Raw genomic sequence first — 12,194 nt, forward strand, 5'->3', positions numbered from 1 at the left:
TAATTAAATATATTTCATTATTTTTACGGCAGTTACAAATTCCATTAAAGATATTACATTAAAGAATTTTAATAAAACTGTTAAAAGGACATTATCTTCTACTGATGCAGAAAGGCATTGACAAGCTTTATTTATGACCTTGCATCTCCAAAGAAAAAATATTACCAGTTAGTATAGGAGCATTATTAAAAGGTGCGAAGTTTGCCTTCACTAATCCCGTAAATAGTTATAATCTTGTTAAACTTGCAAGCTCCTCTGATATATATCTTGATTCAAAGTTTCAAAAATCTGTTCTTGAAAAATCCGAAATATAGGATTTTCTAAAAAAGCATTCCGATGATTTACCAAAAATAGGACAAATCTTAGCAAAAGCAGGTTTTAGAGAATTTCAAGATAAGAGTGCTTTAGATGAAAAGAGACTCGAAATACTAAAAGAATGTTTTAAAAATGATGCTGTACTTAAAAGCCTTCAAGAAATTGCACTTGAGATAAAGCAAGAAGTACCGGACTATGAATAAAGTAACTTCTAAAACATTAGGAATGTTATCCACGGATAAAAATTGCTGAAAATTTTTTAATGAAAAAGGTAACGATATTGCGAATTACATAACTGAAATACTTCCAAGCGACTATATAAAAGCTTTTGATGATATATTACAAAAACCTCAAAGTAAATGACACATATGCAAAAGTTATAAAAATATTTAATGAACATCCTGAGTTTAAAAAAGAGCTGGCTGAAAATATAAACAATCCTAATGCTCTAAAAAGGTTTAATAAATTATCTCCTGAAAAATAAATAATTATAGAAGGTTTCTTAAATAGAAACTAAAGAACAAGCTAAACCTTTCTTAAAAGAATATTTTGAAAGCTATAAAGTTGATGTAGAGATTTATTAAATAAAATGCCTGAAACAACAGAGATTTTTGATACTCTGAATGCAAATCAAGGAGTAATGGTGGCTTGTGGAGATCTTTAGAAATGGTAGCGGGTGACGATAAATTAAAAAGTTTTTTTGCTGATAATAAAACAGTCTTACCAGATATTGACGCAGCTATTATTGAAAATACTCCGAATATACAAAGCATAACGCAAGAATATAATTTCGATAAACAAATGCTTAGTATAGTAGGTGAAGTTATGTCAAAACCGGAAGTTGCTCATGAGATTATTGCAGACTTAAATAAAGGCGATTATATGAGTTTAACCGGTAATATAATCTCCGCCTTAATAGATCCTTCATTTAAATTAAAAGATATATTAGTAGAGCAAAGTAAAGAGGGTTTATTCGATAATTTAATTAAAGGCATTTTAGAGCAAGATGAAAAAAATAGCCACACTATAAACAGCAGCTTGAAAATTATGGACTAGAAACAAAAGATACTACAAAACTTACGAATGTAATGCCTATATTACTTGATAATCCTGAATAATTAAAAAAGGTTTTTGATGGATTTGTTAAAGGTGATTATACGGGAATAGCTAAAGAATTGGTAATGTTAACTAACGATAATCCCGAGATCAAAAAATATTTAAACGATAATAAGGAAATATTTACAGGTATTTTAGATAAAACTTTAAAAGATGTACCCGGTATAAATAAGCTCGATAAGAAAGAATTATATAGTATACTAACACCTATGCTCAATCAACCGGATAAGCTGATTCCAATCTTAGAAAATATTGAAAATAAAAAATATATTAATGTTGCTACTAGTATAGGTAGTTTAGTTTGGAAAGAAGGACAAGCACTGAATATTATTAAACAAATACTAAATGTTGTTCAAGCAGGAGTTGGTTATTATCAAAAATCTGATAAGAAACCAGAATTAGAAAATAAAGTTCCGGCTGATGTATTAAAAGAAGCACAAAGTATCGTCTCAAATTTAAATAGTAAGATTAATATTGTAGGACCTAAGACAAATACACTTTCCATTACTCCTATTTCCAATAATAAAAAGAAAGAAGCAATACGTAGATAAGCTATATAGTTTTAAAAGAGTTTTTTAAAGTTTGAGTCAATTCTTCTTGGTTAGCATATTCCAATGTGATTTTATCTTGTATCTGATTTTTAAACCAAGTAACTTGTCTTTTAGCATACTGACGGGTTCGTATTTGAGCTGCATTTAAAGCCTCATCTAAAGTGAGATTGCCGTTTAAATAAGCTAAAATTTCTTTTATCCCTACAGCTTTCAAATTCGTATAATCTTTAGGAGCAAATTGCTTTTTTATTAAAGCTATTTCGTCAATTGCCCCTTCTTTAAATATCTTATCTAAACGCTCATCACATGTTTTATATAAAAACTTTCGCTCAGGATTTAAGAAAATAATTTTGCAATTAAAATCAGATAAGATTTGTTCTTTTGGCAAAGTTTGAAAAGAAAAAATAGATTTACCGGTTTGCATGAATACTTCATAAGCTCTAATTAAACGCTGAGTATCATTTTGGTTTATTTTAGAAGCAGCAAGCGGGTCAAACTTCTCTAATTTACCCCATAATTCTATATTGCCTATTTTAACATGTAAATTTCTTACCTGTGCTTGTAAATCTTCTGATATATCAGGAATATTATTATAGCCAAACACTAAAGAATTAATATATAAACCCGTTCCACCTATTAATATAGGTAGCTTACCCCTGTCGGTTATTTCTTTTATTTTTTCTGTCGCAAGTTTTAGATATTTTATTACCGAGAAATCTTCTGTCATTGATAAGAAGTTATATAAGTGATACAAGATTTCAGTTTTGTAGCTTTTCGGAGGGGAGGCGGTAATAATAGGAATTTCCTTATAAACCTGCATTGAGTCGATATTAATGATTTCGCCGTTATAAGCTTTAGCCAGTTCATGACCTAAATAAGACTTCCCGCTAGCAGTCGGCCCGCATAATATAATTATACTCTTCTGCTTTGAAGAATTGTTTCTGCAAAACTTCGGATCACCTATTAAATATAGGCTGTGCGTACTCGCTCCTCGTTTTACATTCCCATTCTCCAAATCATTTGAGTATATTTCTTTCTTTGTCACTTGTTTAACTAATAAATACAAACTTGTATCGTCATTGCAAGCCAGCATTTATGATGGCGTGGCAAGCTCAGGAGTTTTTTTATATTATCTTATGAGATTGCCGCGTCGTTGCTAACGTAACTCCTCGCAATGACAGAAAAACCTATCCATGTAACAACGCCTAGCAGGAATGACCTCATACCCTTAAACGGTTTCATTAGTATTTCCTAAAGTGTCAGTATTAGCATTACTATCTGCTGGTCCACTAAATGTTATTGTACCAAGTTTGTTGTCATAACTAATAGTTGGAGCACTAAATAAGCCCGCATCACTGTAGTCAATGGTCAGACTATTTAAACCATGAGATGCGGCTACGTCACTGTTAAGAGGATTATCAGTAGGCTCAAGGTCTTTATGTTTTATTACTAATGGTGCCTCAAAATGTTAATATTTAATGTATTTACACCTATTGGCGTTATTGTAACTAATCTAGTATCAACAAATGAGTGATTGATATTTGAGATTTTTAACATATTATTTTTCTTTATATTAATTTAATGTAAGAAAAATATATAAAATAATATTTTAGAAAGCAATAATGTGTTAATAATTAATTAATAACCCGTATTTTTCAAGATATTTATTAATTATAGTGATTATTTCCTCTAAACCATTCTTACTATCTGATTCAGCCCTTGCAACTATAATAGATTCGGTATTAGAGCTACGCAAGAGCCACCAACCATGTGCAGTATTTACCCGTACACCGTCTATATCATTAAACTCCATTTTCTCTTCTAATGATTTTTCTTTAATCTCTTTAATAATTTGTAATTTTAACTCTGAAGGAACAACAATTTTAATTTCCGGTGTACTATAGCTTTTCGGTACATCCTCTATTATCTCATCTAGAGTTTTACTTGATCTACTAAGTAAATCTAAAAATCTAAGAGCTGCATAAATTGCATCGTCAAAACCAAAATATTTATCGGCAAAGAATATATGCCCGCTCATTTCGCCAGCGAGTAAAGCCTTTGTCTCAAGCATTTTGCTTTTAATAAAAGGATGACCTGTTCGCCATATTATAGGATGTCCTCCATATGATTTTATTTTAGCGACTATAAATTGGCTGACTTTTACATCAACTATTATAGTTGCGTTTGGATTTTCCTTTAAAATATCCTCAGCAAAAATGCATAAAATTTGATCACCTAATAATATTTTACCGCTTGAGCTTATAATGCCGATTCTATCACCGTCACCGTCAAAAGCTATACCAAGGTCACAATTTTGTTCTTTAACCACTTTTATTAACTCCTGCAAATTAGCAGGATTTGTAGGATCAGGATGATGGCTTGGAAAATTCCCGTCAATTTTACTATGTATGATTATATTCTTGTTTGAGAGATGCTTTTTAAGTTCTTCAACAATATCGCCGGTTGCTCCATTGCCGCAATCCCAAGCCACTTTTAATTTTGGATTAATGTTGATTCCATCTAAAATACGTTTTAGGTATTTAGATTGTATATTATGGATTCCTGCTTTCGCAGGAATGACATAAGGGGATGCTGGTGTGGTATTGGGGTAGTTATCCAAAATCTTAGTCAATAACTCCTGTATCTGATCACCGAAAAAAGGTTTACCGTTTTGTAGTATTTTAAAGCCGTTATCGTCACGAGGATTGTGTGACCCCGTGACCATAATACTACCGGCGGGCGTAAAGTGTTTATCGGCAAAATATAAAACTGGTGTTGGAACTACGCCAATATTTATGATTTCAGCCCCTGCATTAGTTAATCCTAGTTCTAAAGCTTTACAAAGGGTAGGGGAGCTAAGCCGACCGTCTAAACCGACACAGATTTTATCGTTATCTTTCGTTATAGTCATCTCGGCAAAACCAAAGCCGATTTTATAAGCTACTTCTTCCGTTAAATCTTTAAGGCTATTGCCTCTTATATCATAAGCCCTAAAAATTTCTTTGTTAATTTGCATAGAAAACTGTTTTGAATATTATTACATGGCTCTTATGTCATTCCTACAAAAGAGCCTTGTTGCATGGCTCGGAAAACCTACTCGATGTTATCCCCGCGTAGGCGGGAATGACATAAAACAATCCATGCAACAACACCTGCAAGTCGCTCGCAATGACGAATTTGCATAGTCTAGAAACTAAAGCTCTCACCTAAATACACTTCCTTAACTTTCTTGCTATTTGCTATTTCCTTAGCACTTCCTTCTAATAATACTTTACCTTCAAAAATAACATAAGCACGGTCGACTATATCTAGAGTATCACGTACATTATGGTCGGTAATTAATATACCTATATTAAATTCACGTAAATAAGTAATTAGATTTTTAATATCGGAAATAGCAAGCGGGTCAATACCGGCAAGCGGTTCATCAAGCATGATAAATTTAGGCTCTATTGCAAGTGCACGTGCAATCTCAAGCCTACGCCTTTCACCGCCTGATAAGCTAGCAGCGGATAAATCTTTTAAATGAACTATCGAAAACTGCTCTAACAAATTATGGGTTTTTTGTTCAATTACTTCTTTATCATTGTTAGATATCTCAACTACAGCCTTAATATTATCTTCAACCGACAATTCCCGAAATATCGAAGGTTCTTGAAGAAGATAGCCGAGTCCAAGCCTTGCTCGTAAATAAATAGGCAAGTTGGTAATATTTATATCATTTAAAAGTAATTGCCCTGAGTCCAGTTTCATTAAACCGATAATAATGTTAAAGCAAGTTGTTTTACCGGCTCCATTCGGACCGAATAAACCAACTATCTCTCCTTGTTTTATATTCAGAGATATATCAGTTAATATATTCCTTTTTTTGTAGGATTTTGATATATTTTTAACGTGTAAGCTGTCCATCTTTTTTATTTGTTAAGATTTTGTTGCGTGGATTAATTTTCAACGTCATTGCGAGAAAATTACGTAAGTAATTGACGAAGCAATCCAGTTAAAAATATTAATCTTTAGCATTTTTTTAATTATTTTCTGGATTGTCACACTTCTTGCAATCGCTTGCCATGACGTACCAACGGTAAATAGCTCTATTTTTTAATAATATCTACATAGTAGATTAGTTTATTAGTTTTTAAAACATTATCGTCACGCTGTAATATTACATTACCAAGTAGAATAAGTTGTTTATTATCGCAAAAATATTTAGCACTATCTGCAAGTAATAATTCATTATTTATTTTTCTTTCTACAGTCAATTTAGTAGGGACAACTATATGATCAATAGTTTGCTTTTCATCTATTGTTTTATAAAAAATATATAATTCTTTCGTTCTAAGTATCACATTATCGAAGTAAACAATAACATTTCCAAGATATGCTGCTTTTTGTTTGGTTCTATCAATAATTAAACTATCAGATGTGATATGTAAATTTGAAATATTTTTATCATTAGCATATATTATATTACTAATTATAAGAAGTAAAACAAGTTTAATAATAGACATCTTTCCAAACTTCGCTTCTAGAGGTAATTTTTAGACGTCAAATCGGTACTCGTATCCTCAAGTACTTCTTTGTACGCTGCGGTGCTACATTCCATGTCTCCTTTAAATTCCTCTCTATAAGCTGGTTTGGCAAGATGTCTAATCCGATAAATCGATGATTGTAGAGACATTGCCTTTAAAAATTATAATATTATTTTCATCTTTTGTATTAAAACTATCCGAAGTAATTGAAGAGTTTTTGTAAAGTAACGTAGCAGGGGAATGACCGGTTATATTCTTATTTACTAAATCAATCCTTGCATCGTTAGTGTTAAATATGATCTCATCAAAAAAAAGTTTTACATCGTTTTTTAAATCTAATATGCTTGATTCTTCATCTAAAAAGCCTTCTTTCGCATTGATAATAAGAGTTTGGTCTTGATTTACGTTATAAATAGCATTTATTATATCTAGTTTATATTTGTTATTCGACTCTTTTATAGCTCGTTCAGTTTTAATCTTATACGCATTTAAATTTTTACTTACTCCTTCAAAAATTGAATCTTTCAATATAATATTATACTTTAAATCAAACTTTTTATTGTCTTTTAAACTTTTTTTTGTAACGTTAATATCGTTTTTTTCATTAATATAACCGCTTTTAATTAATATATACCCTATATATAAAATTCCAACTGTTATTAAAAGATATATAGATTTCCAAATTTTTTTTCGCCGTTTATAAGAAGAGGGCATAGATTTTAGCTAACCCCTATGCGTAGTAAATCATGAATATGAATAATGCCTATAATAATATTATCATCAACAATCGGTATATTAGTGATATTCTTGGCTTTCATTAAATTTAAAGCCTCTTTTGCAAATATTTCCGATGAGATATGAATAGGGTTTTTGGTCATAATGCTTGATGCTGTTTTTAAGTGGATTTGATCGTTAATATGACGACGTAAATCCCCATCGGTTATAATTCCCACCAAATTTTGGTTTTTATCTGTTACAAGCGTACAACCTAAACGTTTTTTATTCATAATAATTATAGTTTTGGCAAAGGAAGTATCTTCATATACTAAAGGTATTTCATCACCGCTACGCATTAGGTTTTTAATTTTTGTTAAATTAGCGCCGATTGTACCTCCCGGATGATAAATTTTAAAATCATCTTTAGTAAAGCCTCGTTTTTCATGTATAACAGTCATTAAAGCATCACCGAGTGATAGCATGATTAAAGATGATATAGTAGGAACTCCAATTACAGAAGCTTCCTGGTATTCAGGTACTATTAATAAAAAATCGCTTCTTTTAGCTAAAGTAGAATTTTTATTCATTGTCATTGCAGCAATTTTTATGGAAGAGTTCTTGCAATATTCAATTATATTAAATAGTTCTTTAGTTTCGCCGGAATTAGATAACATAATTACTAGATCATTTCTCGTCACCATACCTAAATCGCCGTGACTTGCTTCTGCCGGATGTAAATAAAAAGCAGGCATACCGGTTGAAGAAAAGCTAGCAGCGATTTTTCTTGCAATATAACCGCTTTTGCCTATGCCGGTTAGGATTATCCGTCCTTTGAAAGATAGTAAAAATTCTATAATTCTGTTAAAGTCTTCAGGGATATTTTCGGATAATTTTTCTAAAGCACTTGCTTCACTAGAAATAACCCTCTTTGCGATGATTCGGTAATTATTTGTGTTGGTCATTTATTTACTCATTGTCATACCGTGGCTTGTCCACGGTATCCAGCAAATTATTAGTATTATGAGCTATTTTTGTGGATACCCGAACCGTCATTGCGAGCAGCCGTAGGCTGCACGGCAATCTCATGAAATAATAACAAACCCCTGAGATTGCTTCGTCAATTACTTCGTAATTTCCTCGCAATGACGATTAAGCTTCATATCAATTAAAATACTTACGTTCTGTAATTACTTCAGCAATTTCAGCATTATTATCTTCATTCCAAGCGCGTTTTTTACTAGAATCATGTCGCTGCTCAGGTTCTGAATTGTCCTTAGTATTATTAACACTAGTTTTTGGCTTTGTATTATTTGAAAATTTATCTTTATCGGCATTTTTAATAGTTAATTTTGCTTTGCCTTTATTATCAAAGCCTATTAGCTTAACTTTTACTATATCGCCTTGTTTTAAAACACTGCTAACCGTTTCTATTCTTTCTCCTGATACTTCACTAATATGAACAAAGCCGTCTTTATTACCTACATAATTAATAAAAGCACCGGAATCTAAGACTTTCACTACCGTACCGTTAAATATTTCACCGATTTCAGGTTCAACGACAATAGCTTTAATTTTATCTAAGGCAACTTTTAGCTTATCTCTATCTGAAGCATAAACAGACACCGTACCGTCATCGCTTATATCTATTTTAGCACCGCTAGTTTCACAAATTTCCTTTATTACTTTACCTCCCGGTCCTATAATATCTCTAATTTTATCCTTATCTATTTTTATAGTAGTAGTAGAAGGAGCATTTTTACTTAGTTTGTTATTTGGTTTACTGATAACTTTATTCATTTGCTCCAGTATATGCAAACGACCGAGTCGTGCTTGCTCTAAAGCTACTTTCATTATTTTAAAATCTACTCCGGATATTTTGATATCCATTTGTAATGCAGTAATCCCTTCGCCAGTTCCTGCAACCTTAAAGTCCATATCACCGAAATAATCTTCATCGCCGAGAATATCCGATAATACGGCAAAATTTTTACCTTCCTTCACAAGTCCCATAGCAATACCCGCAACCGGTGCTTTTATCGGTACGCCGGCATACATTAAAGCAAGAGAACTACCGCAAACAGTTGCCATTGAAGAAGAACCGTTAGATTCCGTAGTTTCGGCAACTACTCTAATAGAATAAGGAAATTGTACTTTATTAGGTAATATTGGATTAATAGCACGCCATGCGAGTTTACCGTGTCCGACTTCACGACGACTAGGTGCTTTCATTGGCATTGCTTCATTTACAGAGTAGGGCGGAAAGATATAATTGAGCATAAAACGCTCTTTATACTCACCCTCTAAACTGTCAACTATCTGCTCATCTAAACTAGTACCGAATGTAGTACTAACTAAGCTTTGCGTTTCACCTCTAGTAAATAAAGCTGAACCATGTGCGGAAGGTAGTAAACCTATTTCACAAGCAATTTGTCTTATATCCGTGGTACTTCTTCCATCGATACGTCTATTTTTTTCTAAAATCTCGTTACGTAATATATCTGATTCAATAGCTTTTAAAGCTGATTCGATTTGATAATGACTATATTTTTTATTTTCTATGTCGCTTACAAAATGTGTAAAAACTTTTTCAGGTATTAAATCTAAATTAGTGCTACGTTCTTGTTTAGATTTCATTGCAAAAGCTTGTTCAATTTCTTTTACAAATAACTTCTCAATTTCTTTCTTTAATGAAGCAGGATATAAAGCTTGCATTTCAAGTTTTGGTTTTTTAGCTTCTTCTGCTAGTTCTTTAATTATCTTTATTACCGGCTGAAAGCTTTCAAATCCAAATTTTACAGCTTCTAACATTTGTTCTTCAGAAAGTAAATGAGCTTCCGATTCAACCATCATTACTGAATCTGATGTTCCTGCAACTACTAAATCAAGCTGACTTGTTTTTAATAATGCAAGTGTCGGATTTAAAACAAATTCACCATTGATTAAACCTACTTTACTTGCCGCAACTATTTCTAGATAAGGAGCAGGGGATAGGCTAAGTGCAGCCGATGCACCGATAATTGCAAGTATATCTACCGGAGTTTCAGGATCATATGAAAGAACACTGCAAGTTACATGCGTTTCATTCACAAAAGCCGGATGAAATAATGGTCTAATCGGTCTATCTATTAAACGAGATACTAAAACTTCTCTATCTGATGGTTTTCCCTCATGTTTAAAAAATCCCCCTGGTATCTTACCGGCAGCATATGCCATTTCTCTATAATTAATTGTTAAAGGAAGAAAACCTATGCCCTCTTTTGCTTTGTTAGCTACTACTGCCGTACATAATAAAACGGAATTACCCATTTTTACCGTAACTGCCCCGTCAGCTTGCCTTGCTATTTTACCTGTACTAAGCTCAAGAACTTGCCCGTTCCATGTAACACTCTTAGTTATTTCGTTAAACATCTATTTATCTCATCTCATAATTTATATTTTATTGTATTCTACCACGTCATTGCGAGGAAAATTACGCAGTAATTCGACGAAGCAATCTCAGGATATTTGACGAGATTGCCACGCATCCTACGGCTGCTCGCAATGACGATTATCCAACTACTTAATCTTTCTAATTCCTAGCTTACTTATTAAATCTAAATATTTGCTAACATTATTCTTTTTAATATAGTTAAGTAATCTGCGGCGGCGCCCGACTAAAATTAATAATCCGCGTCTTGAAGTATGATCTTTATGGTTAGATTTAAAATGCTCGGTTAAATTATTGATTCTTTCAGTTAAGATAGCACATTGCACTGCACTTGAACCGGTATCATTTTCTGTTATAGCATATTCTTTAATTAATTGTTGTTTACGTTCTGTAGTAATCGACATCGATAATTTCTCCTTAAATATATAGACTTCCAGTTTTAAAAGAAGTCTTGTGTTAAATTAAATACTCGTAAAGAATTAAAGCAACTTTTGTTTAAGCTACCTATTGCAAGCAAAGTGCCTTTATAGCGAACCCACAAAAGATCAACAGACATCTTACCAAACTCTACTTCTAGAGGTAATTTGTACGTCAATCCGGTACTCGCATCCTCACGTACTAAAGTGTACGCTGTGGTGCTGCGTTCCGTGTTTCCTTTAAATTCCTCTCTATAAGCAAATTTGGCAAGATGTCTAAAGTCTTTTTCATAATTAAATAAACATTTCTGTCCATATTTAATTTGCTGTGCTTGGCTGTCAGTTGCATCAAGAACCAGGATGTCGTCCAGTATTGCTTCTATCTTTATACTTTTTGCCTCTAGGGCATTTTTGGTAATTTCGTCAGGCGATTTAATTCGGATAGCATTTTCTTCTTTAAATATTCCAACCTGAGTACGGCGTAATTCTATCACAAATCCTAAACTTTGCAAGGACAATGCCAAATCTTCTGCTAAAGTCCTTATATAAGTACCTTTTGAGCATTCCGTATAGTATGTAGCGGTAGCATTTTTCTCATCAAAATTTAAACATTTTAGATCATAAATAGTTATATTTCGTGGCTTTAATTCTACTTTTTTTTCCTCTCTAGCCAATTTATAAGCTCTTACACCGTTAACTTTAAGAGCTGAAAAAGCCGGCGGTATTTGTGTTATGCTACCGATAAATTTAGAACATACGGCATAAGCTTCTTCTTGAGAAGGGACACAATCTTTCGTTGCTATTACTTTACCGGCACAATCGCCGCTATTGGTTTGCATTCCGAATTTTACGGTAAAAATATAGGTTTTTCTAGCATCAATGAGCAGATGTATCAGTTTTGTAGCTTCACCTACGGCAAACGGTAATATTCCTTCCGCTTCTACGTCTAAAGTACCGGCATGTCCTATCTTGGTTTTACCGAGTATTTTTTTTACTATGCTAACAAGTTGAGCAGAACTTATACCTCTTGGTTTATAAATATTTAACCAATAATTACTCATTTTAATGTGATTTTAACTTGACTTAAATTTAGACAATCTTTAATATATAACTCTAGCCAATA

9 protein-coding genes and 3 pseudogenes are annotated in these 12,194 nt (G+C 32.5%); 1 reads left to right on the forward strand and 11 read right to left on the reverse strand.

From position 1 onward, the window contains the following. Positions 1–43: 43 nt before the first annotated feature. Positions 44–1,766, forward strand: a pseudogene (locus RSA_RS09495) (hypothetical protein); the annotation flags it as partial. Between the two features lie 217 nt (positions 1,767–1,983). On the opposite strand, the gene miaA reads toward RSA_RS09495, so the two are convergent. The 11 genes and pseudogenes from miaA to truB form a co-directional block, all read right to left on the reverse strand. Then, positions 1,984–3,075, reverse strand: coding sequence for a tRNA (adenosine(37)-N6)-dimethylallyltransferase MiaA (gene miaA / locus RSA_RS03335; protein WP_014364732.1), 1,092 nt, complete (start codon positions 3,073–3,075; stop codon positions 1,984–1,986). Positions 3,076–3,210: 135 nt separating this feature from the next. Then, a pseudogene (locus RSA_RS10255) lies at positions 3,211–3,539 on the reverse strand (hypothetical protein). A gap of 70 nt (positions 3,540–3,609) precedes the next feature. Continuing rightward, on the reverse strand, positions 3,610–4,998 hold the full coding sequence (locus RSA_RS03340; protein WP_012150846.1) for a phosphomannomutase/phosphoglucomutase: 1,389 nt from the start codon (positions 4,996–4,998) through the stop codon (positions 3,610–3,612). A gap of 170 nt (positions 4,999–5,168) precedes the next feature. After that, positions 5,169–5,891, reverse strand: coding sequence for an LPS export ABC transporter ATP-binding protein (gene lptB / locus RSA_RS03345; protein WP_012150848.1), 723 nt, complete (start codon positions 5,889–5,891; stop codon positions 5,169–5,171). Positions 5,892–6,073: 182 nt separating this feature from the next. After that, the gene (locus tag RSA_RS03350) at positions 6,074–6,490 is read right to left on the reverse strand and encodes an LptA/OstA family protein (protein ID WP_012150849.1); all 417 of its coding nucleotides are present in this window, start codon (positions 6,488–6,490) and stop codon (positions 6,074–6,076) included. Then, positions 6,485–6,633, reverse strand: a pseudogene (locus RSA_RS09500) (palindromic element RPE1 domain-containing protein); the annotation flags it as partial. The gene RSA_RS03350 and the pseudogene RSA_RS09500, both read right to left, overlap by 6 nt. Continuing rightward, positions 6,629–7,225, reverse strand: coding sequence for an LPS export ABC transporter periplasmic protein LptC (lptC, locus tag RSA_RS03355; protein WP_014364734.1), 597 nt, complete (start codon positions 7,223–7,225; stop codon positions 6,629–6,631). The gene lptC and the pseudogene RSA_RS09500, both read right to left, overlap by 5 nt. A 5-nt stretch (positions 7,226–7,230) precedes the next feature. Beyond that, complete coding sequence (locus RSA_RS03360; protein ID WP_012736363.1) at positions 7,231–8,190, reverse strand: KpsF/GutQ family sugar-phosphate isomerase; 960 nt, start codon at positions 8,188–8,190, stop codon at positions 7,231–7,233. A 199-nt stretch (positions 8,191–8,389) separates the two neighbouring features. Beyond that, positions 8,390–10,636 carry a polyribonucleotide nucleotidyltransferase gene (gene pnp, locus RSA_RS03365; RefSeq protein WP_014364735.1) on the reverse strand — a complete coding sequence of 749 codons (2,247 nt, stop codon included), beginning with the start codon at positions 10,634–10,636 and terminating at the stop codon, positions 8,390–8,392. A gap of 147 nt (positions 10,637–10,783) precedes the next feature. Then, positions 10,784–11,059 (reverse strand): 30S ribosomal protein S15, encoded by a 276-nt coding sequence (gene rpsO, locus RSA_RS03370; protein ID WP_004995678.1) that lies wholly within the window; start codon positions 11,057–11,059, stop codon positions 10,784–10,786. 35 nt (positions 11,060–11,094) lie between these two features. Continuing rightward, positions 11,095–12,132 carry a tRNA pseudouridine(55) synthase TruB gene (gene truB, locus RSA_RS03375; RefSeq protein WP_014364736.1) on the reverse strand — a complete coding sequence of 346 codons (1,038 nt, stop codon included), beginning with the start codon at positions 12,130–12,132 and terminating at the stop codon, positions 11,095–11,097. Positions 12,133–12,194 lie beyond the last annotated feature (62 nt).

The sequence above is a fragment of the Rickettsia philipii str. 364D genome (genome assembly GCF_000283995.1).
Lineage (GTDB): Bacteria > Pseudomonadota > Alphaproteobacteria > Rickettsiales > Rickettsiaceae > Rickettsia > Rickettsia rickettsii.

Excerpts from the sequence above, each read along its gene's own strand:
- RSA_RS03350 (WP_012150849.1), bottom strand. The coding sequence starts at position 6,490 with ATGTCTATTATTAAACTTGTTTTACTTCTTATAATTAGTAATATAATA.
- truB (WP_014364736.1), bottom strand. The coding sequence starts at position 12,132 with ATGAGTAATTATTGGTTAAATATTTATAAACCAAGAGGTATAAGTTCT.
- pnp (WP_014364735.1), bottom strand. The coding sequence starts at position 10,636 with ATGTTTAACGAAATAACTAAGAGTGTTACATGGAACGGGCAAGTTCTT.
- RSA_RS03340 (WP_012150846.1), bottom strand. The coding sequence starts at position 4,998 with ATGCAAATTAACAAAGAAATTTTTAGGGCTTATGATATAAGAGGCAAT.
- rpsO (WP_004995678.1), bottom strand. The coding sequence starts at position 11,059 with ATGTCGATTACTACAGAACGTAAACAACAATTAATTAAAGAATATGCT.
- miaA (WP_014364732.1), bottom strand. The coding sequence starts at position 3,075 with ATGCTGGCTTGCAATGACGATACAAGTTTGTATTTATTAGTTAAACAA.
- lptB (WP_012150848.1), bottom strand. The coding sequence starts at position 5,891 with ATGGACAGCTTACACGTTAAAAATATATCAAAATCCTACAAAAAAAGG.
- lptC (WP_014364734.1), bottom strand. The coding sequence starts at position 7,225 with ATGCCCTCTTCTTATAAACGGCGAAAAAAAATTTGGAAATCTATATAT.
- RSA_RS03360 (WP_012736363.1), bottom strand. The coding sequence starts at position 8,190 with ATGACCAACACAAATAATTACCGAATCATCGCAAAGAGGGTTATTTCT.